The sequence below is a fragment of the Roseomonas sp. CCTCC AB2023176 genome (assembly GCF_042259275.1).
In the GTDB taxonomy this organism is placed as follows: domain Bacteria; phylum Pseudomonadota; class Alphaproteobacteria; order Acetobacterales; family Acetobacteraceae; genus Roseomonas.
Genome location: NZ_CP170086.1, coordinates 3,511,298 through 3,535,930 on the forward strand (window position 1 = coordinate 3,511,298; position 24,633 = coordinate 3,535,930).

Sequence of the window (24,633 nt, forward strand, 5' to 3'; positions counted from 1 at the left end):
CCGGCCACCGGCGTGGAAGGGGAGGCGCCAGCATGGCCACGGAGAGCGCGCTACGGCAGGCCGACCCCCGCCCTGCCGGCGCCGTAGGCCCCGCTCCGTGGCCGCCCCGACACGGTCGAATGAACAGAACACGCCGAGGCACGCCATCTCCGCCGCCAGCAGATACGGGCGGCGATCACGCCGCATCGCGACGTGCGGTCCGGGATGCAACGCCCGCGCGGAACAACGTCGCGCGGGCCGAGCGCGGACCCTCAGCGCGGCTGCGACCGCCGGGTCAGCGAAACGGCGTAGGCGGCCGCGCGCGCCTGGAGCGTCGGGTCGTCGCTCATCTCGACCCCCGGCGCCTGGTCGAGGATCATGAAGGAAATCGGGTCACAAGGCCCGCCCGGCCCCGCCGAGACTTCCGTCACGGTCAGGCGTCCGACCGTCGCGCGGGGACGGTCATCCGGCCAGGCGACGGTCGGGTTCGTCACGTCGTCGCCGGCTGCAGCAAACTGCAGGACCATGTCGAACTCGACCGGCCCCGACGCAACGCGGCGCCGCAGCTCGTCGGCCAGGAAGTCGGCAGGCGTCGTGCGCATCTGCTCCTCGGTCAGGCGCAGCACGCCGGCGCGCGGCTCGAAGACCCAGCGGGCGTGTCGGACCTCGCCGTCGGCGCCGCGGAAACGGAAGGCGTTCACGCCCCAGTACGGCGTCGTCGCCCAGCTCGCCGGCGGGTTGTTCGCGGCGAGCCAGCGGCCCTGGTTCGTCGTGGCGGGATTGGCCGCGACAAAGGCCGCGACGGCCTGCGGGTTCGGCTGCCCCGTGGCGGGGTCCGGACGGCGCGCCAGCAGCCCGTCCACCAGGACCTGCGGCGTGGGCGAGCCGAAGATCGGGGCGGAGATGTTCGCCATCTCCCAGATGTCGCCGCCCGAGGTCTCGAACCGGATGGACAGGCCGCGGGTGGTGCGGCCAGTGTCCGGGCCGGTCGGGGAGGTAACGCCGACGCCGAAGCGGATCAGCGTATTCACCCGCTGCCCGTTGAAGACCGGGGAAACCGAGTACCGCGCGCCCTCCGGCGTCGCGACGAAATATCCGGCAGCACAGGTGCCCTTGGTGTGGCTCGGGCGGGCGCGGAGCGGGCCCAGCACCGCTTCGAAAGCATCGACCACCTGGTCGGGGCTGGGTTCGGCGAGGGCGGGGGTTGCCGCCAGGGCGGCGAGGGCCCCGGCCAGCAATCCCATCATGCGGCGTCGCGTCATGCGGATCCGTCTCCTGTCGGGGCCCGGCGCCCCCCGCCCTTACGGTAGCGGAGGTGGCGCGGATCCCTCCACCACGGATTGGAAGCGGGGCCCGTGCAAGGCGTTGTTTTCCAGGCCGGCTCGCCTTGACGCGAGGCGGTGGGGACCGCATCTCCCGCATACCGGACCGCAGGGGTCCGGAATGGTGATCGGAACGGCCCCGTGCTCCGACTGTCGAAACTCGCGGACTATGCCGTCGCCCTCCTCGTCCGCATGGGACAGGAGGACGGGCTGCATACCGCTCCCGCCCTCTCCGCCGCCACGGGCGTCGCGGAGCCGACGGTGGCGAAGGTGCTCCGCATTCTCTCCCAGGCGGGGCTGGTCGAGGCGCAGCGCGGCGCCCGCGGCGGACACCGCCTGACCCGGTCTATGGCCGCGATCAACCTCGCGGAAGTCGTCGTTGCGGTGGATGGCCCAATCGCGCTGACCGCCTGCGTGGATGGCGCGACCGGCGGCTGCGAAGCCGAGGGCTCCTGCCCCGTCCGCGGTCGCTGGGATCCGGTCAACGCGGCGGTTCGCGCGGCGCTGTCGGCCGTCACGATCGCCGACCTCGCCCGCCCCTCCTGCGCGGTCCACCGCGCCCACGTCGTAGCCCCTGCCGCGTACGTCGCGGCCGAATAGGACAGCCTGATGCCTGCCGTTGCCGAGACGCTCGACACCGTACAGGCCGCCACCGAGGGCGGCTACAAGTGGGGGTTCGAGACTGACATCGAGATGGAGTTCGCGCCGAAGGGGCTGAACGAGGACATCGTTCGCTTCATCTCTGCGAAGAAGAATGAGCCGGCCTGGCTGCTGGAATGGCGCCTGCAGGCCTTCGCGCTTTGGAAGACGATGGAGGAGCCGCGCTGGCCCGCGGTGACCTACCCGCCGATCGACTACCAGGACGCGTATTACTACGCGGCGCCCGTGAACAAGGTGAAGCCGAAGTCGCTCGACGAGGTGGACCCGGAACTGCTGCGCACCTACGCCAAGCTGGGCATCCCGCTGAAGGAGCAGGCGATCCTCGCAGGCGTCGATGGCGCGGGCGACACCCCGGCGGATGGCGGGCGCATGCCGATCGCGGTGGACGCGGTGTTCGACAGCGTTTCCGTCGCGACGTCCTACAAGGAGCGGCTGGCGAAGGAAGGGATCATCTTCTGCGCCATCTCCGAGGCGGTGCAGGAGCATCCGGAGCTGGTGCGAAAGTACCTCGGTACGGTCGTGCCTCAGGGCGACAACTTCTTCGCGGCGCTGAACTCGGCAGTCTTCACGGACGGGTCTTTCGTCTACATTCCGAAGGGCGTTCGCTGCCCGATGGAGCTGTCCACCTACTTCCGCATCAACGCGAAGAGCACGGGGCAGTTCGAGCGAACGCTCATCATCGCGGATGAGGGCTCCACCGTTTCGTACCTCGAGGGCTGCACGGCGCCGCAGCGGGATGAGAACCAGCTGCACGCGGCGGTGGTGGAGCTGGTCGCTCTGGACGACGCTTCCATCAAGTACAGCACGGTGCAGAACTGGTACCCGGGTGACGAGAACGGGAAGGGCGGCATCTACAACTTCGTGACGAAGCGCGCGGCCTGTCGCGGCAAGCGGTCCAAGGTATCCTGGACGCAGGTGGAGACAGGTTCGGCGATCACCTGGAAGTACCCGTCCTGCATCCTGCAGGGCGAGGATTCCGTGGGCGAGTTCTACTCCGTCGCGATCACGAACAACCACCAGCAGGCCGATACCGGCACGAAGATGATCCACCTAGCGCCGGGGACGCGGTCCACGATCGTGTCGAAGGGGATCTCGGCGGGGAAGGGGCAGAACACCTATCGCGGGCTGGTGCGGATCAACCCGAAGGCCAAGGGTGCGCGCAACTTCACGCAGTGCGACAGCCTGCTGATCGGCGACCGCTGCGGCGCGCATACCGTGCCCTACATCGAGAACCGCTGCCAGTCGGCCAAGGTCGAGCACGAGGCGACGACGTCGCGGATCGCCGAGGACCAGCTGTTCTACTGCCGCCAGCGCGGGCTATCCCAGGAGGACGCGGTGGGGCTGATCGTCAACGGCTTCTGCCGCGAGGTCCTGAAGGAACTGCCGATGGAGTTCGCGGTGGAGGCACAGAAGTTGTTGCAAATCTCGCTCGAAGGATCGGTCGGCTAGTCATGTTGCGCATTGAGAACCTGCACGCCGAGGTCGACGGCAAGCCGATCCTGAAGGGCATCTCGCTGGAGGTGCCCTCGGGCGAGGTGCACGCGGTGATGGGGCCGAACGGGTCCGGCAAGTCTACGCTGTCCTACGCGATCGCGGGGCGCGAGGGGTACGAGATCACGGAGGGCTCCGTGACCTTCGACGGCGTGGACCTGCTGGCAATGGAGCCGGAGGAGCGGGCGGCGGCCGGGCTGTTCCTGGCCTTCCAGTATCCGGTCGAGATCCCGGGCGTGGGCAATGCGAACTTCCTGCGCACCGCGCTGAACGCGGTGCGGCGCACGCGCGGCGAACCGGAACTGGACGCTATGCAGTTCCTGCGCATGGCGCGGGAGCGGATGCGAGCGCTGTCCATGCCGGAGGACATGCTGAAGCGCGGCGTGAATGTCGGCTTCTCCGGCGGTGAGAAGAAGCGGAACGAGGTGCTGCAGATGGCGCTGCTGCAGCCGAAGATCGCGATCCTGGATGAGACGGACAGCGGGCTCGACATCGACGCGCTGAAGATCGTGGCGGATGGCGTGAACGCGCAGCGCGGACCGAACTTTTCGGCGTTGGTAATCACGCACTACCAGCGGCTGCTGAACCATATCGTGCCGAACCGGGTGCACGTGCTGGCGCAGGGGCGCATCGTGACCTCGGGCGGACCTGAGCTGGCGCATCGGCTGGAGGCCGAGGGCTATGCCGGCGTGCTGGGGGAGGCGGCGTGAACGCGATCGCATCTGGGTCGCTTGGCAACGCGGCACCGTTCCTGCACCGCTATGCGGGGCTGCGCGGGCGGCTGGCCGGGCATGCGCTGCCGCACGTCGCGGCGCTGCGCGAGGCCGCGGCGGAGACGCTGCGCGCGGGCGGGCTGCCGTCCCGGCGCGTGGAGGCCTGGCGCTACACCGATCTCGCACCGGTCCTACGGGCGGAATTCCGGGAGGCGTTGACGACGGCGTCGGGGGACACGCCCGACCTTCCCACGCCGCGGGCGGAGCGGCGGGCCGTGTTCCTCGATGGGCGGTTCCGTGCCGATCTGTCGAGTCTGGATGGGCTGGACGCGCGGCCGCTGGCCTCGGCGCTGCCGGACGCGGCGGAGCGGCTGAACAAGGTTGCGTCTGCGTCGCAGCCGATGGTCACGCTGAACACGCTGCTGTTCGAGGACGGGCTGGTTCTCGACGTGCCGGAAGGCGCCGATGCGGGGCGGGTCGAACTGCTGTCGGTCGCGTCCGGCGAGGCGGCGACGTCCTTCCACCCGCGGCACCTGATCCGGCTGGCGCGTGGGGCGCGGTTGACGCTCATCGAGACCTCGGTCGGCGAGGACGAGGCGGCGCACCTGCACAACCCGGTCTTCGAGATCGAGGTCGCGGAGGACGCGCGGCTTGCGCATGTCCGTGTGCAGCGGGAGGCGGCGCATGCCTTCCACCTGGCGCATCTCGGTGTACGCGTGGCGGCGGGCGGGGCCTATGACGGGTTCGTGCTGAACGCGGGCGGACGGATCGCGCGGTCGGAGACGCATGTGCTGCTCGACGGGCCGCGGGCCGAGGCGCACCTGAACGGCGCGCAGCTGGTGGCCGATGGCGGGCTGGCCGATACGACCACGTCGCTGGACCACGCGGCGCCGAACTGCCCGTCGCGGCAGACGGTGAAGACCGTTCTGGCCGGCAAGTCGCGCGGCGTATTCCAGGGCAAGATCCTGGTCCGACGCGAGGCGCAGAAGACCGATGGCTACCAGATGAACCAGGCGCTGCTGTTGTCCCCGGATGCGGAGATGGACAGCAAGCCACAGCTGGAGATCTACGCGGACGACGTGAAGTGCTCGCACGGTGCGACCGTCGGCGCGCTGGAGGAAGAGGGGCTGTTCTATCTCCGCTCCCGTGGCATTCCGGTGGATGCGGCGCGGGCGATGCTCGTTCGCGCCTTCCTGCAGGAGGCGGTGGAAGTCGTCACTGACGAGGTCGCGCGCGAGGTGCTGGAAGAGGCCGTCGCGGGCTGGTGGGACGTCAACGGAGGGCGTGCCTGATGGACGGTTCCTTTCGCCCGGCGCTCGACGTCCAGCGCATCCGGCAGGACTTCCCGATCCTGTCCCAGACGGTGCGCGGAAAGCCGCTCGTGTTCCTCGATTCCGGCGCCTCCGCCCAGAAGCCGCGGCCGGTGATCGACGCGATGGTGCGGATGATGGAGACTTCCTACGCCAACGTGCATCGGGGGGCCTACCACCTCTCCGAGGCCTCCACGGCGGCGTACGAGGCGGCGCGGGCGGCGATGGCGCGCTTCCTGAACGCGGGCGATGAGCGGGAAATCGTCTTCACCTGGTCCACGACGCACGGCATCAACCTCGTCGCGCATTCCTACGGGCGCGGGGTGATGGAGCCGGGGCAGGCCGTCGTGGTGTCGGAGATGGAGCATCACGCGAACTTTGTGCCCTGGCAGATGCTGCGGGACGCAAATGGGATCGACCTGCGCATCTGCCGGATTACCGAGGCGGGTGAGCTGGACCTGCAGCACCTGTCGGAGCTGCTGGCGGACGGCAAGGTCGGGCTCGTCGCGGTGACCCACATGTCGAACGTGCTGGGCACGGTGACGCCGGCGGCGGCGATCGCGCGGATGGCGCACGAGGCCGGGGCGAAGGTCCTGTTCGACGGCTCGCAGGCCGCGGTGCACCGGCGCGTGGACGTGCAGGCGCTGGACGCCGACTTCTACCTTTTCACCGGGCACAAGCTCTATGGGCCAACGGGGATCGGGGTTCTCTACGCCAAGCGGGAGTTGCTTGAGCGGATGCCGCCCTTCCTCGGCGGCGGGGACATGATCGCGGAGGTGACGCGGGACGGGTATCTGCCCGCGCCGGTGCCGGCGAAGTTCGAGGCGGGGACGCCGCCGATCATCGAGGCGATCGGTCTGCATGCGGCGGTGGATTATGTCACCGCGGTCGGAATGGACGCGATCGAGGCGCATGAGCGCGGGCTGGTGGACCACGCGATGGCGCGGCTGTCGGCGGTCGAGGGGCTGACGGTGCTGGGGCGGGCGCAGGACCGGGGCGGCGTCTTCTCCTTCGCGCTGGACAACGCGCATTCGCACGACCTGGCGACGCTGCTGGACCGGGCGGGGATCGCGGTGCGGTCGGGGCGGCATTGCGCGGAGCCGCTGCACGTCTTCCTCAAGATGGACAGCACCTGCCGCGCGTCCTTCGGGATGTACACGACCCGGGAGGAAGTTGACTTCCTCGCGGACGCGCTGGGGCATGCACGGAAGTTCTTCGCATGACGCGCCGTCGCGGGGCGCGCCAGGGTGCCGCGATATCCGGACGCGTGAATCGCGCGTCCAGGAGTTCTTGATGTTCGACGACCTGCGCGACCTCTATCAGGAGGTCATCCTGGACCACGGGCGGAAGCCCCGGAACTTCCGGCGGTTGGAGGACGCGGATCGTGAGGCCCGCGGCGACAACCCGATGTGCGGGGACCGGATGCAGTTGTGGCTGGACCTGGACGATGCCGGACGGATCGCCGACGTCGGCTTCCAGGGAAAGGGCTGCGCCATCTCAATGGCCTCGGCATCGCTGATGACCGAGACGGTCAAGGGCAAGACGGTGGAGCAGGCGCGGACGTTGGGCGTTCGCTTCCGCGACCTGGCGATGACCGGAGCGTGCCCGGATTGCGAGGGGGATGAAGACCTGGAGCGGTTGCAGGCGCTGTCGGGCGTGCACGAGTTCCCATCCCGCGTGAAGTGCGCGACCTTGGCGTGGCACACGCTGAACGCGGCGCTGGACGGGGCGGAGGAGGCTTCGAGTGAGTGAGACGCCGGTGACGCACGACGCCCCCCGTCATGAGAGCTGGACGCCGGAGGGGCCCGTGGCTCCGCCGCCCCGGGTGGACGAGGCGGCGGTGCTGGATGCCATCAAGACGGTCTACGATCCGGAGATCCCCGTGGATATCTACGAACTCGGTCTCGTCTATGCGGTGGAGATCGGAGATGACGGGGCGGTGAAGGTCGAGATGACGTTGACGACGCCGTCCTGCCCCTCGGCACAGGAGCTGCCGAGCGCGGTGGAGGAGGCGGTCCGCGGGGTCGCGAACGTGACGGAGGCGAAGGTCGAGATCGTGTGGGACCCGCCCTGGGATCCCTCGCGGATGAGCGAGGACGCGAAGCTCGCGTTGAACATGTACTGATTGAACGAGAACTGGCGCGTGACGAGATGAGTGAGGCCATGAGCACAACCACCGATGCCCCCGCGAAGCCCCGCCGGGCGCTGCCGCCGCTGATGTTGCTGTCCGAGGGCGCGGCGGAGCGGCTTCGGGACCTCTACGCGAAGGCGCAGGAGGGGCGGTTGTTGCGCGTCTCCGTCTCGACCAAGGGCTGTTCCGGCATGTCCTACAAGCTGGACTGGGTGGACGAGCGCGGGCCTGGCGACGAGGTCGTGACGGACAAGGGCGTGACGGTGCTGGTGGACCGTAAGGCCACGCTGTTCCTCATCGGGACGGTGATGGACTACGAGCGGAAGGCGATGTCGGCTGGCTTCACCTTCACCAACCCGAACGAAAAGGGGCGTTGCGGCTGCGGGGAGTCATTCCACGTCTGAATGGGCGGCTGCTTGCGATCGCTGAAGCCCGTGCCCGCCGGGAACGGGTCTGCATCGTGCCTCCGTCGCCTCGAACAAGACCATCTCCACGACGCGACCTCACAGCTTGACCTTGAAGATCTGCACTTCGTCTACTGCTGCGGCTGGCAGGGATCAGCTGACGAGAGAGGCGGTGACGCTCGGGGTCGGCCTGCCGTTCCGGCGACGCAATGGCTACACCGAAGCCGCCCGGAATGACGTGCGCCTCGGCCATGGTCCCATCCACGGGACGAACGGCAACCGATTCCAGGCATTCACGTAGCGGCGTCAATCCAGGTGCCGTCAGGGATCCGGCCCGGTTACGACACTGGTGATGGGTGCGTCAGGTTTCGGCGCGGTGGTCCTGGGCGATGCGTTCGTGCTGCAGCACGACTTCGGCCATCACACCGCGCACGAAGGTCTCGGCGAAGTCGGGGTCGAGCCCGGCTTCCGATGCGAGGCGGCGCAGCCGGGTCACCTGGGCTTCCTCACGCGCGGGGTCCATGGCGGGAAGGCCGTGCCGGGCTTTCAGGACGCCGACCTCGCGCGTGACGCGGAACCGCTCGGCGAGCACGTGCACCAGGGCGGCATCGATGTTGTCGATGCTCCGCCGGAGACTGCGCAGTTCCTCGGGCAGCGTCATCGCGCCGGGCCCCTCCCCCTCAATGGCAAGTGACATGACGCCTTCGGGCGGTTGCTGACAAGGCGGGCCGGGACGGTTCCGGTACGACCGCGCGAGCCGGTCGGGGCGCCGACGGGCAGCATAGCGCGCGAGCGTCGGGACGGCGTGCGGGTCGCGGCCGGGGCGGCCGATAAGCGCCGTCCGTCCCGGCTCCGGCCGGCGGGCGGTTCAGCCGCGCCGTCACTCCCGCAAGGGTGGCGCGCCGGAGGCGGCGAGCGCGTCGCGCAGGTAGAACCGCGCAGCGTCGTTGTCGGCGAGCATCCGGCCGAAGGAGCCGGCCCGCGGCCATTCCGCGATGTTGGGTGCGCACCAGAGGGTCGCCGGGCGCTGCAGGCGCTTGCGCGAGGCCATCCCGGCCAGTTCCAGGGACGGGAAGGCGTCGGCATGGGCGGCCGTCCAGCCCTCGACCCGCAGGGGCTCCTTAAGCGGCCGGGCTGAAGGCTGACATCGTCGGGCCGGCACGGCAGTATGGACGCCACGGCCACCGCGGTATCACGGCGTTGCTGCGGGATGCGGGCTGAACGGTGAACCGCAGGAAGGTGGAGCGAATCTGGCGCAGCGAGGGGCTGAAGGTGCCGCGGCGGCAGCCGAAACGCGGCAGGTTGTCGCTCGTCAACAGCCCCTGGGTAACGCTGCGCCTGGAGCGGGCGAACCACGCCCGGGCCTACGACTTCGTCGAGGATCGGATGCCGGACTGGAGGCGGTTCCGAATGATCTGCGCCACCGCGCTTCTGCGCGCTGCCATGCCCGCGGAGGAAGACGGGTTGCGCGTGCCGGATCGGCGGTCCCGCCGAGCCGGGCGCCCCGCCCGTCGTGATGACTGACGGGCGCGTCACCGAGTTCCGGCAGGTCGGCGGCATCGGGCCGGACGAGATCCTGCTTCGCGTCAGCCTGTCCGACCTGGCCGGTGGGGAGACGCTGCTGCCCGACCGCCTCGGCCTGACGGTACGGGACGCGAAGGTCCTGCTCTGGCTCCCGCGCGGCAAGGCGAACCGCGACATTGCCGGTATCCTCGTCCTCTCCCCGCGCACAGTGAACAGGCACATGGAGGGCATCTCCGTGAAGCTCGGAATCGAGGACCGCGCCTCTGCGACCGCGCTCGCGGTCCGGGCGCTCGGCGGGGCGTGATGGGGTTGGACGGCGGTGCTACGCTCCGGACCAGGCACCAGCGGGCCGATGGCAGCCTGGCGCTGTCATTCGGACCCGGGCCGCGCGGCGCTGCGCTGCGGGACCTGCGCCAGGTCTCGCCGCTTCGCGCCCTGTTTCCCACGCCGGAGCCCGGGGAGAACCCCGTCGTCGCGGTCGTCAACACGGCAGGCGGGGTAGCCGGCGGCGACAGGCTTTCGGTGGATCTGCGTCTGCAGCCCGGGGCCTGCGTCACCGTCAGCACGCCGGCGGCGGAGAAGGTGTATCGCGCCCTCGACGCATCAGCGGAGATCGCGCTGCGGCTCGATGTCGGCCCGGGTGCCGTTCTCGAATGGATTCCGCAGGAGACCATCCTGTTCAGCGGGGCCCGGCTTCGCCGCCGCGCCGACATATCGCTCGCGCCCGACGCGAGGCTTGTACTCACGGACAGCCTTGTCCTCGGGCGGGCCGCCATGGGCGAGCGCTTCGCCTCGGGCAGTGTCGGTGATGCCTGGCGCCTTCGCCGCGGTGGGCGTTTGCTCTGGGCCGACGGGCTGCGTCTCGATGGCGACCTCGCGCCGCTCCGCGGCCGGTTCGGCTTCGCCGGTGCCGAGGCCTACGCCACACTCCTCCTCGCCGCTCCCGGTGCCGAAGTGCACCTGCCGGCGCTCCGCGCCGCGCTCGACGGCGCGCCGGGGGGACCACCGTGCCGCGCCCCGGGCTGCTCCTTGCCCGCTTCCTGGGCGGCGCGACCGCAGTCCGTCGTTCGCTCGCGGCGGGCCTGCTCTGCCTGCGTTCCGCGGCGCTCGGCCTTCCGCCCCGCCTGCCGCGGCTGTGGGCGACGTGAACCCATCGGGACGGGGATGACCGCATGAACCTGACCCCTCGCGAGAAGGACAAGCTGCTCGTCGCGATGGCCGCCCATGTCGCGCGCCGTCGCCTCGAGCGCGGGGTACGTCTCAACCACCCCGAGGCCGTCGCCCTCATTACCGACTTCGTGGTGGAGGGCGCACGCGATGGCCGCAGCGTCGCCGACCTCATGCGCGACGGGGCGGCCGTACTGTCGCGCGACCAGGTGATGGAAGGCGTGCCGGAGATGATCCACGACATCCAGGTCGAGGCCACCTTCCCCGACGGCACGAAGCTCGTCACCGTCCACGAACCGATCCGCTGAGGAGCGCCCGATGATCCCTGGCGAATTCCTGCTCGCCCCCGGCGAGATCGAGATCAACGCGGGCCGCGAGGCGACGGAGATGGAGGTTGCGAACACCGGCGACCGCCCGGTGCAGGTCGGCAGCCACTACCACTTCGCCGAGACGAACCCGGCCCTGCGATTCGACCGTGCCGTCGCGCGCGGGATGCGCCTCGACGTCGCGGCCGGCACCGCCGTGCGGTTCGAGCCGGGGCAGACCCGCACCGTCCGCCTGATCCCCTTCAGCGGGGCGCGGACCGTGCACGGTTTCCGCGGCGAGGTGGAGGGACCGGCCTGATGCCCGCGCGCCTCTCCCGCGCCGCCTATGCAGGCATGTACGGCCCGACCACCGGGGATCGCGTCCGCCTTGCCGACACCGAGTTGTTCATCGAGGTCGAGCGCGACGAGACGGTCTATGGCGAGGAGGTGAAGTTCGGCGGCGGCAAGGTGATCCGCGACGGAATGGGGCAGTCCCAGGCCACGCGCGCGGACGGCGCGATGGACACCGTCATCACCAATGCGCTGATCCTCGACCACACCGGGATCTACAAGGCCGATGTCGGGCTGCGGGACGGCCAGATCGCCGCGATCGGCAAGGCCGGCAACCCCGACACGCAGCCGGCCGTCACCGTCCTGATCGGCCCGGGCACGGAGATCATCGCGGGGGAGGGGAGGATCCTCACCGCCGGCGGCATCGACCCGCACATCCACTTCATCTGCCCGCAGCAGATCGAGGAGGCGCTGGCCTCCGGCATCACCACCATGTTCGGCGGGGGCACGGGGCCGGCGCATGGCACGCTCGCCACGACCGCGACGCCCGGTGCCTTCCACCTCGCCCGCATGCTGCAGGCCGCCGAGGGCTTCCCGATGAACCTCGGCTTACTCGGCAAGGGCAATGCCGCGCTGCCCGGGGCGCTGGAGGAGATGATCCGCGCGGGCGCCTGCGGCATGAAGCTGCATGAGGACTGGGGCACGACCCCGAAGGCCATCGACACTTGCCTCCGCGTCGCCGACGCGATGGACGTGCAGGTCGCCATCCATACCGACACGCTGAACGAGAGCGGCTTCGTCGAGAGCACGATCGCCGCGATCGGTGGCCGTACCATCCAGGCCTTCCACACCGAAGGCGCCGGCGGCGGCCACGCGCCGGACATCCTGCGCGTCGTCGGGCTGCCGAACGTCCTGCCCTCCTCGACCAACCCGACGATGCCCTACACCGTGAACACGGTGGACGAGCATCTCGACATGCTGATGGTCTGCCACCACCTCGACCCCCGCATCGCGGAGGACGTGGCCTTCGCCGAGAGCCGCATCCGCCGGGAGACGATCGCGGCGGAGGATATCCTGCACGACATCGGCGCGATCAGCATGATGTCCTCCGACAGCCAGGCGATGGGCCGGGTCGGGGAGGTGATCATCCGGACCTGGCAGACCGCCCACAAGATGAAGGTGCAGCGCGGCCAGCTTCCTGGGGAGACGGGCGAGAACGACAACCTCCGCGCCCGGCGCTACGTCGCGAAGTACACGATCAACCCCGCGATCGCGCAGGGTGTCGCGGAGCACGTGGGCAGCGTGGAGGTCGGCAAGCTCGCCGACCTCGTCCTCTGGTCGCCAGCATTCTTCGGCGTGAAGCCTGACATGATCCTGAAATGCGGGACCATCGCCATGGCGCCGATGGGCGATCCCAACGCCTCCATTCCGACCCCGCAGCCCGTGCATTACCGCCCGATGTTTGGCGCCTTCGCCGGGGCACGGGTCCATTCGGCCGTCACCTTCACCAGCGCCGCGGCGGTTGCGGATGGGATTGCGGGGCGCCTCGGCCTCACGCGCCCCCTCGTGGCCGTGCGCAATACCCGCGGCGGGATCACCAAGCGGGACATGGTGCTGAACGACGCATTGCCCGTCATGGAGGTGGACCCGGAAACCTACGAGGTGCGCGCCGATGGCGAACTCCTGGTCTGCGAACCCGCGAAGGCGCTGCCGATGGCGCAGCGCTACTTCCTGTTCTGAGAGGACATGGCCATGAGACGAGTAGGATCGGCCACATGACCAGCACAACCCCTCCGCGCGCCACGCGCGTCCTGCCCTCGGGATCCTGGGATGCGGCCCGCGCGACGGACGCGGTGACCGTGGATTTCGACGACCGGCATCGCCGGCGCCGGCGGTATACGGGCATCGGCGGCCTCGACTTCCTGCTCGACCTGCCGGAAGCGGCCGTCCTGCGGGACGGCGACGGCCTCGCGCTCGAGGACGGTGGTATCGTCGCAGTCCGCGCCGCGCCGGAACCGCTCGTGGAGGTACGGGCCGCCAGCGGTCACGACCTTCTCCGCCTCGCCTGGCATCTGGGCAACCGTCACCTGCCCGCACAGATCGCGGCGGACCGCATCCTGATTCGTTACGACCACGTGATCGTCCACATGCTCGAAGGCCTTGGCGCGACGGTGCGGCGCGTGGATGCGCCCTTCGACCCGGAAGGCGGGGCCTACGGCGAGCACAACCGCGACCCGCATCACCGGCACGCCCACCCGCATCCCTACGATGATGGCCATCACCACGCGCACGGCCATGACCACCATCACGGCTGACGGCGATCTCCTCCGCCTCCTGGCCTGGCTGTCGCCGGCCTATCCGGTGGGCGCCTACACCTACTCCCACGGCCTGGAGACGGCGGTGGAGGAGGGGCTCGTCCGCACCCGCGATGACCTCGTCGGCTATGCTGCGGCAGCGCTGGCTCAGGGAGCCGGCACCGTGGACGGCGCGGTGCTCGCGGCCTGCCATCGCGCGGCTGCGGCCAGTGACGACACCGCTCTGGACGCCGCGACGGAGTTGGCGCTGGCCTTTCGTGGCACGGCGGAGACCGCGTTGGAATCCACGGCTCAGGGCGCGGCGTTCGCCGCCGTCACGGACGCCGCGTGGCCTGATCCGGGCTTCGCCGCCTATGCCCGCCGCCACGGCCGCGCCCTCCCGCATGCGGCGGCCGTCGGCGCCGCCGCGGGCTTCGGCGGCATCCTGCTGCGTCCCACGCTCGTCGGCTTCCTCTCGGCGTTTGCCGCCAACCTCGTCTCCGCCGGCGTGAGGTTGGTGCCGCTCGGCCAGACCGATGGCCAGATCGCGATTGCCGCCCTCCTCCCCCATGTCAGCGCCGCCGCCGACACCGCGCTTCTGTCCGACCTCGATTCGCTCGGAACCGCCGTTCCCGTCCTCGACCTTCTCTCGATGCGTCACGAGACGCAGTACACGAGGCTATTCCGCTCATGACCAGCACCGAAGCCGTCGGGCCCGCGGCGGAGCGTCGGGCCACGCCGAACGGGCCGCTCCGGGTCGGCATCGGCGGACCCGTCGGCTCTGGCAAGACGGCGCTCACCGACCGCCTCTGCAAGCACCTGCGCGACACGCACCGCCTCGCGGTCATCACGAACGACATCTATACGCGGGAGGATGCGGAGTTCCTCACCCGCTCCGGGGCGCTGACACCCGACCGGATCGTGGGCGTGGAGACGGGCGGCTGTCCCCATACGGCGATCCGGGAGGACGCCTCGATCAACCTCGCGGCCGCCGCCGACATGGTCGCGCGCTTCCCGGACCTCGAGGTCCTCTTCATCGAGAGCGGCGGCGACAACCTCGCGGCGACTTTCTCGCCGGAGCTCGCGGACCTCACGATCTACGTGATCGACGTGTCGGCGGGCGACAAGATCCCGCGCAAGGGTGGCCCGGGCATCACCCGGTCCGACCTCCTCGTCATCAACAAGATTGATCTCGCGCCGCTGGTCGGGGCGGACCTCGGCGTCATGGACCGCGACGCACGGAAGATGCGCGGCGCGCGCCAATTCCTCTTCACCAACCTGAAGGAGAACCGGGGGGTTGCCGAGATCGCCGACTTCATCCTGCGCTCCGGCGGCCTGCCGCCGATGACCGCCGCGAAGCCTTGATGCGCGGCGTCGCCGACGGCGTGCGGCCGGGGCGCCGCGGGCTCCTTCTCGGCGGCGCTGCCCTTCTCGCCTCGCGGCCCCGGTCAGCCCGCGCCCAGGCCCGTGACGTGGTTCGGATCGTCGTCCTCGCGCCGCGCGGGATCGGCACACTCGATCCGCACATGGCGACCGCGCATCACGACCGCATGGCCGTGTCCTGGATACACGCCGCGCTCGTGCGCTTTCGGCCAGGCTCCATCGACCCGGCGGGCATCGAGCCGGACCTGGCGGAGGACTGGGACGCCTCGCCCGACCGGCGCGTCTGGACCTTCCGGCTCCGGCGCGGCGTCGTGTTCCACGGCGGGTTCGGAGAGGTATCGGCGGAGGACGTCGTCTTCAGCCTCGGCAAGGCGGCGGACCCGAGGACGTCCGGCTATGCCGCCGACTATGCCGGCCTCGAGGCCGTACGGGCGCTCGACCAGTGGACCGTGCGGCTGGCGCTGCGCGACCCTGCGCCCGCGCTCCTCGGCCTGCTGGCCAACTACGCCGGCGGCTTCGTCCTGTCCCGCCGGGCGCATGACGCGCCGCCGGCGGGGACGCCCGCCTCGGCGATCGGCGCGGGCCCCTTTCGTCTGGATGGCGGTGTCCCGGGCCAGTCCGCGCGCTTCGCGGCCCATGATGCGTACTTCCGCGGCAGCCCGGCCCTTCGCGGCATCGACTACCGCTTCGTCGCCTCGCTTCCGACGGCGGATCTGGCGTTCCAGGCCGGCGAGGCGGACGTCGTCGAAGGTCCTCAGGACTAGGCATGGATCGCGCGCCAGCGCCGCAACGGGGCCGTGGTGGACGTGGTGGATCCCGCGGAACTGTCCTGGCTGCACCTGAACGTGACGCAGCGGCCGCTCGACGATCCCCGCGTGCGCCGGGCCGTCGCGCTGGCCGTGAACCGCCCGGACCTGGTCGCCTGGCGCGGCGCCGACCTCGCCCGGGCCGGCCGCAGCGTCATCCCCGCGTCCTACCGCGGCTTCGCGCCGGACCTGTCGCTCCCCGGCCCCGATCCGGACGGAGCGAGGCGGCTGCTGGCCGCGGCGGGCTACCCCGGCGGGATCAGGCTGCGGACGATCCACACGCAGAACCCGGCGATGCTCGGGGCGATCCAGGTGGTCCAGGCCCAGCTCCGCCGCGCCGGGATCGTGCTGGAGGTGGAGGTCGTGGACCACCTGACCTATCACCAGATGATCCGGCAGGATCTCAGCCCCATGGTCCACTACGCCGCGGCGCGCTTCCCGACCGCCGACGCGATGCTGACTCAGTTCTTTCACTCGCGCAGCGCCACGGGCCGTCCGGGCGCTGTCACCAACTTCTCCCATTGCGACGTGGCCGATGCGGCGATCGACGCGGCGCGGGGCGAGCCCGACGCGGAACGCCAGATGGATCTGTGGGCGGAGGCGCAGCGCCGGATCGTGGCCGCGGACTGCGCCGTGCCGTTGATCGAAACCCGCCAGGTCTGGGCGCGCCGTGCCGATTTCGACTACGGCTTCGATTTCCGCGGCGCGATGGCCACGGGGCCGCTCGTGACAGAAGCCGCACGGTTCCGGGGGTGATGGCCTGACGATGCCCGCCCGTACCTCGCGGGGGCGGCAGGGCTTCGAACCCCGCGCGGCGAGGTGACCCGGTCACGGATCCGCGTCAGCGCGGGAGACGTTCGGATGCCTTCGAAGCCCTGGAGGTAAGCCTGTCGTCGTTCCGTCCGGCGGCGAGGAGCGCGTGGCTCGTCCAGGCGCGCCGGCCGGCGACGCACGGCTCCTGGCACCGGTAGCCGGGGCACCACCCTGCCGGAGGCGGTCGGCGCGGTGCCGAGGGCGTCCGCTTCGCTCGTCCGCCCGCCCGCAGCCTGCCACGGCGCCCGGCGGAAACCGGACGGCGCCGGCGATCGCAGGAACAGCCAGCTGGGGGCTACGCGACCCGGTCCGCCTCGGGGATCGGCTCCCCGCGCGAGACACGGAGGATGTTGCCGAGCCAGTGGCCGATGCTGCGGCGCGAGTTCTCGTAGGCGGTGGACGCGATGTGCGGCGTGACCAGAACGTTGTCCATCCGCAGGAGGGGGTGGTCCGGCGGGGGCGGCTCCGCCTCGAACACGTCCACCGCGGCCCCGGCCAAGTGCCCCGAGCGCAACGCGTCCACGAGCGCATCCTCCACCACCACCCCGCCCCGCGCGACGTTGACGAGGAGCGCGCCGGGCTTCATCAGCCCGAAGGCGCGCGCGTCCAGCATGCCCCGTGTCTCCGGCGTCAGCGGACAGTGCAGCGAGACGACGTCGCTCTCGCGCAGCAGGTCATCGAGCGTGCCGTATTCCGCCCCGAGCGCGCTCTCCTCGGCCGCCGGCAGGCGGCTTCGGTTGTGGTAGAGGATGCGGCAGTCGAAGGCCGCCAGCCGCTTCGCGACGCCCTTCCCGATGCTGCCCATGCCGACGATGCCGACGGTCTTGCCGGAGACCATGATGCTCCGTCGCCAGACCGCGTTCTTCTCCCAGCCGCCGTTAGCGGTGGAGGCATGGGCCCACGGGATGCGACGGGCCAGCGCGATCAGGGCGCCGACGGTGAATTCCGCGACCGGGATGGCGTTGCTGCCCGTCGTGCGCGCGACGAGGATGCCCCGGCGCCGCGCGGCCTCGAGGTCGACGTTGTCGATGCCGACGCCCCATTTGTGGAGCAGCCTCAGGCGCGGTCCCGCCGCCATGACCGCCTCTGGCACGGGCAGGTCCCACCAGACGGCGTAGTCCGCCTCTGTCGCCGCCGCCTCGAGGTCGGCCTGCGACCGGCCGGCGACGGCATGGACCACGAAGCCGTCCGGCAGGAGCGACCGGATGATGCCCAGCTGTTCCTCCCCGACGGGCTGCAGCATCGCGATCCGCTGCACCGTCACAGCCCCGCCTCCACCTTGGCGGTGGCGCCGCTGATCGCGCCGAGCTTCTCGCCCGCCGCGCAGCGGGCCTGCGTCGCCAGGCCCCTCTCCTGCCGGGCGATCGCCGCGCGTGCCTCGGCCTCGGCCTCGGCCGGCGGCAGGATCAGGACGCCGGATTCGTCGCAGAGGACGGCGTCGCCGGGCATCACCACCGCACCGCCGATCGAGACCGGGACGTTCATCCGCCCGCCGAGGTCGTAGATCCGCGTGGTGATGGGCGCGAGGCCGCGGCCCCAGAGCGGGAACTCCGAGGCCTCCACCTCCTCCAGGTCCGTGCAGGGGCCGTCCACGACACCGGCCCGGGCGCCTGCCGCCTTGGCCGCCACGGTGACGCCGCCGCCCCAGCAGGCGTGCCGCACATCGCCCAGCCGGTCCACGACGAGGACGTCGCCGGGGCGCAGCAGGCCCAGCGCGTGGTGCAGGAGCGTGGAGTCGGGCCCGGGGATCTGCACCGTCACCGCCGTGCCCGCCACCCGCCGGCCGCGCAGCAGGGCGTGCACGCCCCGGTCCACGAAGCCCCAGTGGCGCCAGTGGCCGATCGTGGCGGTCTCTGCCTGTTCGAGCAGCGCGACCACCTCGCCGCTGATCCTGGGCGGCATCGCCGCCACGACATACTTCGACACGCGTTCACTCCCTTGACAGCGTCTTCGTCAGGCCAGCCGCACGCTCGACGAGGAGTACGACGGCGAGGGCGATCAGCACGAGCAAGACGGACAGCGCGGCCACGAGGGGGTCCGTCCGCCGCTCGGCGTAGCGGAAGAGTTCCACCGGCAGCGTCGTCAGCCGCGGGCCGACGAGGAACAGTGAAAGCACCGTCTCGTCGAAGGACACGAGGAAGGCCAGCGCCGCCGCGGCCAGCGCGCCCGGCGCGGCCAGCGGCACCGTGATCCGCAGTGCAACCCGCAGCGGCGAGGCGCCGAGCGTCCGTGCCGCCGCCTCCAGTTCCGCCGGCACGGCCCCGATCGCCGTCGCGAGGATCCGGACCGCGAAGGGCACGGCGAGCGTCAGGTGCGCGATCAGCAGGCCCGGCCAGGTCGCCGTGAGGCCCAGCGGCTGCAACGCGAGCAGCACCGCCAGCCCGAGGACGAGCGTCGGCAGCAGCAGCGGCGCGACGAGCAGCCCGGCGAGGAGCCGGCGCCCGGGGAAGTTCAGCCGCACGATGGCGTAGGCCGCGGGGAAGCCGAGTGCGAGCGACAGCGCCGCCACCATTGCGGCGAGCACCGCCGAGGTCCCGAGCGCCGCGAGCATGTCCCCGTTCGCCAGCAGCGCCGCATACCAGCGCAGCGATAGTCCTGGTGGCGGGAAGGCGAGGAAGGCCCCCGCCGAGAAGGAAACGACGACCACGACCACCAGCGGCGCGAGCAGCAGCAGGAAGCCGCAGGCAGCCGCCGCCCGGAGCACGGGCCCTGCGCGCCGCGGCCCCGCGCGGCTCATGCCGGCCGCCTCCCGATCGCGGCGCGCAGCGCGGCGAGGGCCAGGATGGCGCCGAGGAGGAGCATCGCCATCGCCGCCGCACCCGGCCAGTCCACCGTCTGCAAGGCGAGGTCGTAGATCTCCGTCGCCACCACGAAGACCCGCCCACCGCCCATCAGCCGCGGCGTGATGAAGGCCGAGGCCCCCAGGACGAGCGTCAGCACGAAGGCGGCCGCCAGGGCCGGCGCCGCGAGCGGCAGGGTCACGCGCAGGAAGGTGCGCGCCCGTCCCGCGCCGAGCGTCGCCGCCGCTTCCTCCAGCCGCGGGTCGAGGCGCCCGAGCCCTGCCAGCAGCACGAGCACGGCGTAGGGCATGAGGCTCTCCGTCAGCCCGATGCGCACGCCCGTCCAGTTGTTGATGAGCCTGAACGGCCCGAGCCCGAGGAGGCCGAGCAGCGCGTTCATCGTCCCGGCATCGCCGAGGATCGCCATCCAGCCGATCACCCGCGCCGTGCCGGAGACGAGCAGCGGCGCGACGGCGACGAGCGCGAGCGGCCCCCGCCAGCGCGGTGGCGCCGCGCGGACGGCGAGGGCGACGGGGAGGGCGAGCGCGACCGCGGCGGCAGCGCAGCCGCCCGACAGGACCAGCGTGTCCCAGGCCAGGCCGACGGTCAGGTCGTCGCCGAGGATCTTAGTATAGCTCTCCAGGCCCAGGCCGGCCTGCATCGCGCCCATGTCATCCGTGCGGTTGAGCGAGATGCGGAACAGGATAGCCAGGGGCCAGAGGAAGCCCAGCGCAATGACCGCCATGGCGGGCGCGGCCAGCAGCCATCCGGTCATGCCGTCGCCCCGCGCGTGGCGGGCCGGCGCCGGTACTGCCTCACGCCGCGAAGATCCGCAACGCGTCCGGGGGCAGCGTCGCCCGCACCGCATCGCCTGCCGCGAATCGGGCGCCGGCCGGGACCTCGGCCAGCAGCGGGCCGACCGGCGTCTCGAGCGTCAGGAGCGCCGTCGCACCTTCATAGGTCCGCGTCGTCACGCGCGCGGGCAGGTCGCCCGCCTCGCCGACGAGCACGCGGTGGGGTCGCACGAAGACCTGCGCGGCTCCACCGGCCGGCGTCTCCGCCGCACGCAGGATCTCCCCGGCCACCCGGACCTGGCCCGGGGCCGTGACAACACCGACGAGGCGCGAGGAGCGACCGACGAAGCCCGCGACGAAGGGGGTCTCGGGCCGCTCGAAGAGGGCGTCCGGCGGCCCGATCTGTTCCAGTCGGCCGCGATGCATGACGGCGACGAGGTCGGCCATCGCCAGGGCTTCGGCCTGATCGTGCGTCACGAAGACCGCAGTCATGGACAGACGCTTCTGCAGGGCGCGGATTTCCTCCCGCACCTCGTCCCGAAGCTGTGCGTCGAGGGCCGATAGCGGTTCGTCCAGCAGCAGGACGTCGGGGCGGATGGCCAGCGCGCGGGCGAGGGCGACGCGCTGCTGCTGCCCGCCCGACAGCGCACGCGGCTTTCGGCCGGCGAGGTCGGCCAGCCCGACGAGGGCGAGCGACTCGGCCACGCGCCGGTCTCGCTCCGCCCGCGGCAGCCGGCGGGCCTCGAGACCGAAGGCGACGTTCCCCGCCGCGGTCAGGTGGGGGAAAAGGGCGTAGGACTGGAACACGACGCCCATGTTGCGCGCCTCCGGCGGCAGCGCCGTGACGTTGCGCCCGGCCACGAGGACGCACCCCGCATCGGCGCGTTCCAGGCCGGCGATCAGACGCAACGTGGTCGTCTTGCCGCAGCCCGACGGTCCGAGCAGCGCCAGCAGCACGCCCCGCGGCACGGCGAGCGACAGCGCATCCACCGCCGCGGGGCCGGGTCCGAAGCGCCGCGTGAGGCCTTCGAGCGAGAGGTGCCCTCTGGCTGCACTTGCGGACACCGGGGCCGTGCCGGACGCCAAGAGGTGCCCGGCGCCGCTCAACGCGCTTCCGGCCCGCGGTCGTCGCGCCACGCAGTGCCATGTCCGATGCCGCCCGACGCGACGACCCTCCAGGAGTCGCCAGCCGCAACGTCGTCCATGGTGCCGCCCAGCGCGACATTCTCCAAGGCGTCGCTCAACGCGACGTTCGCGAAGGCGTCGGTCAACGCGACGTTCGCCAAGGCGTCGCTCAACGCGACGACGCCGCGATCACCTCGCGCCGCCAGCGCTGATTCCAGCCGTCGCGCAGGCGCAGCATCTCGTTCCAGTCCAGCGGGATCACCCGCTGCCGGAAATCCGGGGCGAGCGCCGTCCGCGCCAGCGCCGCCGGGGTGACGGACGCGCGCGGGTTGGTGGGGCCGTAGAACATCCGTTCGGTGAAGGCGGCCTGGGCCGCGGGCGAGAGCGCGTGGTTGAACAGCGCAGCCGCCCGCGCCCGGTTCTTCGATCCCGCCACGATGTTGATCGTGTTGATCTGGAACACCGTCCCCTCGTTGGGCAGCACGACGCCGATGCGGCCGCCCGACTGGTCCGCGTAGAGCTGCGCCCGCGCGTTCCAGCCCGTCGCGAAGCGGACCTGGTCATTCAGGATGAGGGTGTAGCCGTCCGGCTGCGGGTCGAAGGTCTGCACCGACGGCGCCAGGTCCCGCAGGCGCGCGATGGCCGGGCCGATGCTGCGCCAGTCCCCGGCCATGGAGTGCGCGAGGATCGCCGTCAGGGCGAGCCCCTGGATGTTCGGTGGCGCCGAGACGGAGACGCGTCCGCGCTGCGCCGGATCCCACATCGCCGCGAAGCCGGCCGGGCGCTGCGGCACTGCCCGCGTGTCGTAGACCATGACGAGGTGGTCGTAGGTCACGGCCGGGCCGCAGCCGCCGCCCGCTTCCCGCGCCATAGGGTCCAGCTCGGCGAGGACCGGGAACTGCGCGGGGTCCATCCGTTCCACCAGCCCTTCCGCGCAGGCGAGGGCGGCCGTCGTCACGTCCATGATGACGACGTCCGTCTGCGGGTCCGCCCGCTGCGCGCGGAGCGTGCCGAGCATCTGCGCGGAGGTCCCGCCCTCCGCGTACTGGACCGGTCCGCCCGTGGCGGAGAAGGGACGCAGCACGACGTCCGTGTAGTTGTCGCGGAAGATGCCGGCGTAGGACAGGAGCGTGACCGGAGCCTGCTGTGCGCGGGCCGCCCCCGCCGCCAGGACCGACAGGAAGGCGAGGAGGAGGGTTCGCATGGGCGGCTCCGGCTGGGTCGCCCGATCCTGTCTCCTCGATCCACGGGCGCCAAGCCCTGCTTTCGTCGCCCGGCGGGCCGGCGCCAGGGGCCCGGACCCGATGCCAGGCGCGGCAGGACCGGCGCAGCACGGCGCCTCCGGGCAAGGTCTTTGCGCAACCTTTACGCGACGCGGCCGCCTTCGGCATCGCTCCTTTACGCGCGGGGCGCCTAACCCTCCACGGTCCGGAACACCCTGAAGGGAGCGCCACCGCGTGCTCGACGTCCTCGTCCTCCTCATCGGCCTCGGCAGCTTCCTGCTGCTCTCCGCCTACGTCGCCGCCTGCGACCGGGTCTGACTGCGATGCTCGAACTGCTCCTCGGCGGCGCGGTCGCGTTCGGCCTGCTGCTCTACCTCGTCTGGGCCCTGCTGCGGCCGGAGAGCCTGTGACATGACCCTTCTCGGCTGGCTGCAGATCGCGGCCGTGCTTGGCTGCGCAGTCGCCGCGGCCTTCCCGATCGCCCGCGCCATCGTCGCGGTGGCGGCGGGCCGCGTGACCTTCCTCGCACCGGTGGAACGGCTGCTCTACGCCGCGGGCGGCGTGGATCCGCAGCGGGGGCAGGGCTGGAAGCCCTACACCCTGTCGATGCTCGCGACGAACGCGGCCGGCTTCCTCCTGCTCTTCGCGATCCTGCGGCTGCAGGGCGTGCTGCCGATGAACCCGCAGGGCTTTGGCGGGATGTCGCCCTGGCTCGCCTTCAACACCGCCGTGTCCTTCGTCACGAACACGAACTGGCAGGCCTATAGCGGGGAGAGCGCGCTGTCCTACTTCTCGCAGATGGCGGGGCTGACGGTGCAGAACTTCCTCTCCGCCAGCACCGGCATCGCGCTGGCCCTTGCGGTCTCGCGCGCCTTCGCGGCAGGCGGGCTGAAGGACCTTGGCAACTTCTGGGCCGACTTCGTCCGCGTCACGCTCTACATCCTGCTTCCGCTCGCGCTCCTCGTCGGCGTTGCCTTCCTGGCGCTCGGAATGCCGCAGACGCTGTCGCCGTACGTCACGGCGACGACGCTGGAGGGCGCGGAGCAGACCATCCCCCTCGGCCCGGTCGCCTTCCAGGTCGCGATCAAGCACCTCGGTACCAATGGCGGCGGCTTCTTCGGCGTGAACTCGCTGCATCCGTTCGAGGGGCCGTCGGCGCTCGTCACCTCGCTCCAGATCTGGGCGCACCAGGTCATTCCCTTCGCCCTCGCGCTGGTCTTCGGACATCTCGTGCGCGATCCTCGGCAGGGGCGCGCGCTGCTGGCCGTGATGGTCGGCTTCGTCGTCTTCGCGACGGCGGCGGTCTATGCGGCGGAGGCCGGGGGCAACCCGCTCCACCTCGCGGCCGGACTCGATCCCGCGCTCGGCAACATGGAGGGCAAGGACGTCCGATTCGGCCAGGCACTCGTCGCGCTGTTCACCGCGACGACCACCGGTGCCTCCTGCGGTGCGGTGAACGCGATGTTCGACAGCTTCACCCCGCTCGGCGGCCTCGTCCCGCTCTTCCTGATCCAGTTGGGCGAGGTCCTGCCGGGCGGCGTCGGCTCCGGACTCTACGGCATCCTCGTCTTCGCGCTGCTCGCGGTGTTCGTGGCAGGGCTGATGGTCGGCCGTACCCCGGAATACCTCGGCAAGAAGGTCGGACCGCGGGAGGTGAAACTGGCGATGCTCGCCGTCCTCGTCCTGCCCGTCGCGATCCTCGGCTTCGCGTCGGTGGCGGTCGTGCTGCCCGTCGCGGCTGCCTCCATCCAGGATGGCGGTCCGCACGGGCTGACGGAGATGCTCTACGCCTACACCTCGGCCGCGGGGAACAACGGCTCGGCTTTCGGCGGGCTTACCGCCGATACGCCGTGGATGAACGTCACCCTCGGCATCGCGATGCTGCTGGGACGCTTCGCCTACATCGTGCCGGTCATGGCGATCGCCGGGTCGATCGCGGCGAAGGTGAAGGCGCCTGAGGGCGCGGGCACCTTCCCGACCCACGGACCCCTCTTCGCCGGGCTGCTGGCGGGCGTGATCCTCATCCTCGGCGGGTTGCAGTTCCTCCCCTCCCTCGCGCTCGGGCCGATCGCCGAGCACGTCGTCCTCCTCACCGGCAAGACATTCTGAGGCGCATCG

Annotated in this window: 28 protein-coding genes and 2 pseudogenes; 20 read left to right on the plus strand and 10 right to left on the minus strand. The window is 71.2% G+C overall.

From position 1 onward, the window contains the following. Positions 1 to 251 precede the first annotated feature (251 nt). The gene (locus ACE7GA_RS17570) at positions 252 to 1,241 is read right to left on the minus strand and encodes a catalase family peroxidase (protein ID WP_376089230.1); all 990 of its coding nucleotides are present in this window, start codon (positions 1,239 to 1,241) and stop codon (positions 252 to 254) included. A 201-nt stretch (positions 1,242 to 1,442) separates the two neighbouring features. On the opposite strand from ACE7GA_RS17570, the gene ACE7GA_RS17575 reads away from it, so the two are divergent. From ACE7GA_RS17575 to ACE7GA_RS17610, 8 genes are all read left to right on the plus strand, one after another. After that, positions 1,443 to 1,901 (plus strand): SUF system Fe-S cluster assembly regulator, encoded by a 459-nt coding sequence (locus ACE7GA_RS17575; RefSeq protein WP_376089233.1) that lies wholly within the window; start codon positions 1,443 to 1,445, stop codon positions 1,899 to 1,901. Between the two features lie 9 nt (positions 1,902 to 1,910). After that, a complete protein-coding gene (gene sufB, locus ACE7GA_RS17580; protein ID WP_376089237.1) occupies positions 1,911 to 3,410 on the plus strand; it encodes a Fe-S cluster assembly protein SufB in 1,500 nt (499 codons plus the stop codon). 2 nt (positions 3,411 to 3,412) lie between these two features. After that, complete coding sequence (gene sufC, locus ACE7GA_RS17585) at positions 3,413 to 4,162, plus strand: Fe-S cluster assembly ATPase SufC (protein WP_376089240.1); 750 nt, start codon at positions 3,413 to 3,415, stop codon at positions 4,160 to 4,162. Next, positions 4,159 to 5,457 carry a Fe-S cluster assembly protein SufD gene (sufD, locus tag ACE7GA_RS17590; protein ID WP_376089243.1) on the plus strand — a complete coding sequence of 433 codons (1,299 nt, stop codon included), beginning with the start codon at positions 4,159 to 4,161 and terminating at the stop codon, positions 5,455 to 5,457. Before sufC ends, sufD begins: the two co-directional genes overlap by 4 nt. Next, on the plus strand, positions 5,457 to 6,698 hold the full coding sequence (locus tag ACE7GA_RS17595) for an aminotransferase class V-fold PLP-dependent enzyme (RefSeq protein WP_376089246.1): 1,242 nt from the start codon (positions 5,457 to 5,459) through the stop codon (positions 6,696 to 6,698). Before sufD ends, ACE7GA_RS17595 begins: the two co-directional genes overlap by 1 nt. Positions 6,699 to 6,768: 70 nt before the next feature. Next, entirely contained in the window at positions 6,769 to 7,227 is a 459-nt protein-coding gene (gene sufU / locus ACE7GA_RS17600) for a Fe-S cluster assembly sulfur transfer protein SufU (RefSeq protein ID WP_376089249.1), read from the plus strand. Beyond that, a complete protein-coding gene (locus ACE7GA_RS17605; RefSeq protein WP_376089252.1) occupies positions 7,220 to 7,600 on the plus strand; it encodes an SUF system Fe-S cluster assembly protein in 381 nt (126 codons plus the stop codon). The genes sufU and ACE7GA_RS17605 overlap by 8 nt, the downstream gene beginning before the upstream one ends. Positions 7,601 to 7,638: 38 nt before the next feature. Beyond that, positions 7,639 to 8,010 (plus strand): HesB/IscA family protein, encoded by a 372-nt coding sequence (locus ACE7GA_RS17610; RefSeq protein WP_376089255.1) that lies wholly within the window; start codon positions 7,639 to 7,641, stop codon positions 8,008 to 8,010. A gap of 361 nt (positions 8,011 to 8,371) precedes the next feature. Here ACE7GA_RS17610 and ACE7GA_RS17615 read toward each other — a convergent pair whose 3' ends face one another. Then, a complete protein-coding gene (locus ACE7GA_RS17615; RefSeq protein WP_376089258.1) occupies positions 8,372 to 8,671 on the minus strand; it encodes a chorismate mutase in 300 nt (99 codons plus the stop codon). 219 nt (positions 8,672 to 8,890) lie between these two features. After that, a complete protein-coding gene (locus ACE7GA_RS17620) occupies positions 8,891 to 9,172 on the minus strand; it encodes a hypothetical protein (RefSeq protein ID WP_376089261.1) in 282 nt (93 codons plus the stop codon). Here ACE7GA_RS17620 and ACE7GA_RS17625 point away from each other — a divergent pair. The 10 genes and pseudogenes from ACE7GA_RS17625 to ACE7GA_RS17670 all read left to right on the plus strand — a co-directional run. Further along, positions 9,145 to 9,426: pseudogene (locus ACE7GA_RS17625) on the plus strand (IS3 family transposase); the annotation flags it as partial. The gene ACE7GA_RS17620 and the pseudogene ACE7GA_RS17625 sit on opposite strands and share 28 nt — an antisense overlap. Positions 9,427 to 9,526: 100 nt before the next feature. Continuing rightward, positions 9,527 to 9,838: a response regulator transcription factor gene (locus ACE7GA_RS17630; protein WP_376089264.1), complete on the plus strand. Its 312-nt coding sequence runs from the start codon at positions 9,527 to 9,529 to the stop codon at positions 9,836 to 9,838. After that, a complete protein-coding gene (locus ACE7GA_RS17635) occupies positions 9,838 to 10,710 on the plus strand; it encodes an urease accessory protein UreD (RefSeq protein ID WP_376089267.1) in 873 nt (290 codons plus the stop codon). The genes ACE7GA_RS17630 and ACE7GA_RS17635 overlap by 1 nt, the downstream gene beginning before the upstream one ends. Beyond that, positions 10,707 to 11,009, plus strand: coding sequence for an urease subunit gamma (locus ACE7GA_RS17640; RefSeq protein ID WP_376089270.1), 303 nt, complete (start codon positions 10,707 to 10,709; stop codon positions 11,007 to 11,009). Before ACE7GA_RS17635 ends, ACE7GA_RS17640 begins: the two co-directional genes overlap by 4 nt. A gap of 10 nt (positions 11,010 to 11,019) precedes the next feature. Next, positions 11,020 to 11,325: an urease subunit beta gene (locus ACE7GA_RS17645; protein WP_376089273.1), complete on the plus strand. Its 306-nt coding sequence runs from the start codon at positions 11,020 to 11,022 to the stop codon at positions 11,323 to 11,325. Continuing rightward, on the plus strand, positions 11,325 to 13,037 hold the full coding sequence (gene ureC, locus ACE7GA_RS17650) for an urease subunit alpha (protein WP_376089276.1): 1,713 nt from the start codon (positions 11,325 to 11,327) through the stop codon (positions 13,035 to 13,037). The genes ACE7GA_RS17645 and ureC overlap by 1 nt, the downstream gene beginning before the upstream one ends. A 35-nt stretch (positions 13,038 to 13,072) precedes the next feature. Then, entirely contained in the window at positions 13,073 to 13,612 is a 540-nt protein-coding gene (locus ACE7GA_RS17655; protein ID WP_376089279.1) for an urease accessory protein UreE, read from the plus strand. Continuing rightward, positions 13,593 to 14,285 (plus strand): urease accessory protein UreF, encoded by a 693-nt coding sequence (locus ACE7GA_RS17660; RefSeq protein WP_376089282.1) that lies wholly within the window; start codon positions 13,593 to 13,595, stop codon positions 14,283 to 14,285. The genes ACE7GA_RS17655 and ACE7GA_RS17660 overlap by 20 nt, the downstream gene beginning before the upstream one ends. Continuing rightward, positions 14,282 to 14,956: an urease accessory protein UreG gene (gene ureG, locus ACE7GA_RS17665; RefSeq protein ID WP_376089285.1), complete on the plus strand. Its 675-nt coding sequence runs from the start codon at positions 14,282 to 14,284 to the stop codon at positions 14,954 to 14,956. Before ACE7GA_RS17660 ends, ureG begins: the two co-directional genes overlap by 4 nt. A 185-nt stretch (positions 14,957 to 15,141) precedes the next feature. Further along, positions 15,142 to 16,536 (plus strand): annotated as a pseudogene (locus ACE7GA_RS17670) (ABC transporter substrate-binding protein). A gap of 352 nt (positions 16,537 to 16,888) precedes the next feature. On the opposite strand, the gene ACE7GA_RS17675 reads toward ACE7GA_RS17670, so the two are convergent. From ACE7GA_RS17675 to ACE7GA_RS17705, 7 genes are read right to left on the minus strand one after another with little or no spacing between them, the layout of a single operon-like run. Then, the gene (locus ACE7GA_RS17675; RefSeq protein WP_376089288.1) at positions 16,889 to 17,857 is read right to left on the minus strand and encodes a 2-hydroxyacid dehydrogenase; all 969 of its coding nucleotides are present in this window, start codon (positions 17,855 to 17,857) and stop codon (positions 16,889 to 16,891) included. Then, positions 17,854 to 18,495 (minus strand): RraA family protein, encoded by a 642-nt coding sequence (locus ACE7GA_RS17680; RefSeq protein ID WP_376089291.1) that lies wholly within the window; start codon positions 18,493 to 18,495, stop codon positions 17,854 to 17,856. Before ACE7GA_RS17680 ends, ACE7GA_RS17675 begins: the two co-directional genes overlap by 4 nt. A gap of 28 nt (positions 18,496 to 18,523) precedes the next feature. Further along, positions 18,524 to 19,330: an ABC transporter permease gene (locus ACE7GA_RS17685; RefSeq protein WP_376089294.1), complete on the minus strand. Its 807-nt coding sequence runs from the start codon at positions 19,328 to 19,330 to the stop codon at positions 18,524 to 18,526. Next, complete coding sequence (locus tag ACE7GA_RS17690) at positions 19,327 to 20,148, minus strand: ABC transporter permease (RefSeq protein ID WP_376089297.1); 822 nt, start codon at positions 20,146 to 20,148, stop codon at positions 19,327 to 19,329. Before ACE7GA_RS17690 ends, ACE7GA_RS17685 begins: the two co-directional genes overlap by 4 nt. Before the next feature lie 40 nt (positions 20,149 to 20,188). Further along, the gene (locus ACE7GA_RS17695; RefSeq protein ID WP_376089300.1) at positions 20,189 to 21,232 is read right to left on the minus strand and encodes an ABC transporter ATP-binding protein; all 1,044 of its coding nucleotides are present in this window, start codon (positions 21,230 to 21,232) and stop codon (positions 20,189 to 20,191) included. Between the two features lie 38 nt (positions 21,233 to 21,270). Then, a complete protein-coding gene (locus ACE7GA_RS17700; protein ID WP_376089303.1) occupies positions 21,271 to 21,465 on the minus strand; it encodes a hypothetical protein in 195 nt (64 codons plus the stop codon). After that, on the minus strand, positions 21,462 to 22,496 hold the full coding sequence (locus tag ACE7GA_RS17705) for an extracellular solute-binding protein (protein WP_376089306.1): 1,035 nt from the start codon (positions 22,494 to 22,496) through the stop codon (positions 21,462 to 21,464). The genes ACE7GA_RS17700 and ACE7GA_RS17705 overlap by 4 nt, the downstream gene beginning before the upstream one ends. A gap of 342 nt (positions 22,497 to 22,838) precedes the next feature. Here ACE7GA_RS17705 and kdpF point away from each other — a divergent pair, with 342 nt between their 5' ends. Beyond that, a complete protein-coding gene (gene kdpF / locus ACE7GA_RS17710) occupies positions 22,839 to 22,925 on the plus strand; it encodes a K(+)-transporting ATPase subunit F (protein ID WP_376100335.1) in 87 nt (28 codons plus the stop codon). A 1-nt stretch (position 22,926) separates the two neighbouring features. After that, entirely contained in the window at positions 22,927 to 24,624 is a 1,698-nt protein-coding gene (gene kdpA, locus ACE7GA_RS17715) for a potassium-transporting ATPase subunit KdpA (protein ID WP_376089309.1), read from the plus strand. The last annotated feature ends 9 nt before the right edge of the window (positions 24,625 to 24,633 follow it).

What these genes read in the sequence shown, in the direction of transcription:
- ACE7GA_RS17570 (WP_376089230.1), bottom strand. Translation starts at nt 1,241, where the DNA reads ATGACGCGACGCCGCATGATGGGATTGCTGGCCGGGGCCCTCGCCGCC.
- sufB (WP_376089237.1), top strand. Translation starts at nt 1,911, where the DNA reads ATGCCTGCCGTTGCCGAGACGCTCGACACCGTACAGGCCGCCACCGAG.
- sufC (WP_376089240.1), top strand. Translation starts at nt 3,413, where the DNA reads ATGTTGCGCATTGAGAACCTGCACGCCGAGGTCGACGGCAAGCCGATC.
- ACE7GA_RS17595 (WP_376089246.1), top strand. Translation starts at nt 5,457, where the DNA reads ATGGACGGTTCCTTTCGCCCGGCGCTCGACGTCCAGCGCATCCGGCAG.
- sufU (WP_376089249.1), top strand. Translation starts at nt 6,769, where the DNA reads ATGTTCGACGACCTGCGCGACCTCTATCAGGAGGTCATCCTGGACCAC.
- ACE7GA_RS17610 (WP_376089255.1), top strand. Translation starts at nt 7,639, where the DNA reads ATGAGCACAACCACCGATGCCCCCGCGAAGCCCCGCCGGGCGCTGCCG.
- ACE7GA_RS17615 (WP_376089258.1), bottom strand. Translation starts at nt 8,671, where the DNA reads ATGACGCTGCCCGAGGAACTGCGCAGTCTCCGGCGGAGCATCGACAAC.
- ACE7GA_RS17630 (WP_376089264.1), top strand. Translation starts at nt 9,527, where the DNA reads ATGACTGACGGGCGCGTCACCGAGTTCCGGCAGGTCGGCGGCATCGGG.
- ACE7GA_RS17635 (WP_376089267.1), top strand. Translation starts at nt 9,838, where the DNA reads ATGGGGTTGGACGGCGGTGCTACGCTCCGGACCAGGCACCAGCGGGCC.
- ACE7GA_RS17640 (WP_376089270.1), top strand. Translation starts at nt 10,707, where the DNA reads ATGAACCTGACCCCTCGCGAGAAGGACAAGCTGCTCGTCGCGATGGCC.
- ACE7GA_RS17645 (WP_376089273.1), top strand. Translation starts at nt 11,020, where the DNA reads ATGATCCCTGGCGAATTCCTGCTCGCCCCCGGCGAGATCGAGATCAAC.
- ureC (WP_376089276.1), top strand. Translation starts at nt 11,325, where the DNA reads ATGCCCGCGCGCCTCTCCCGCGCCGCCTATGCAGGCATGTACGGCCCG.
- ACE7GA_RS17655 (WP_376089279.1), top strand. Translation starts at nt 13,073, where the DNA reads ATGACCAGCACAACCCCTCCGCGCGCCACGCGCGTCCTGCCCTCGGGA.
- ACE7GA_RS17660 (WP_376089282.1), top strand. Translation starts at nt 13,593, where the DNA reads ATGACCACCATCACGGCTGACGGCGATCTCCTCCGCCTCCTGGCCTGG.
- ureG (WP_376089285.1), top strand. Translation starts at nt 14,282, where the DNA reads ATGACCAGCACCGAAGCCGTCGGGCCCGCGGCGGAGCGTCGGGCCACG.
- ACE7GA_RS17680 (WP_376089291.1), bottom strand. Translation starts at nt 18,495, where the DNA reads ATGCCGCCCAGGATCAGCGGCGAGGTGGTCGCGCTGCTCGAACAGGCA.
- ACE7GA_RS17685 (WP_376089294.1), bottom strand. Translation starts at nt 19,330, where the DNA reads ATGAGCCGCGCGGGGCCGCGGCGCGCAGGGCCCGTGCTCCGGGCGGCG.
- ACE7GA_RS17690 (WP_376089297.1), bottom strand. Translation starts at nt 20,148, where the DNA reads ATGACCGGATGGCTGCTGGCCGCGCCCGCCATGGCGGTCATTGCGCTG.
- ACE7GA_RS17705 (WP_376089306.1), bottom strand. Translation starts at nt 22,496, where the DNA reads ATGCGAACCCTCCTCCTCGCCTTCCTGTCGGTCCTGGCGGCGGGGGCG.
- kdpF (WP_376100335.1), top strand. Translation starts at nt 22,839, where the DNA reads ATGCTCGAACTGCTCCTCGGCGGCGCGGTCGCGTTCGGCCTGCTGCTC.
- kdpA (WP_376089309.1), top strand. Translation starts at nt 22,927, where the DNA reads ATGACCCTTCTCGGCTGGCTGCAGATCGCGGCCGTGCTTGGCTGCGCA.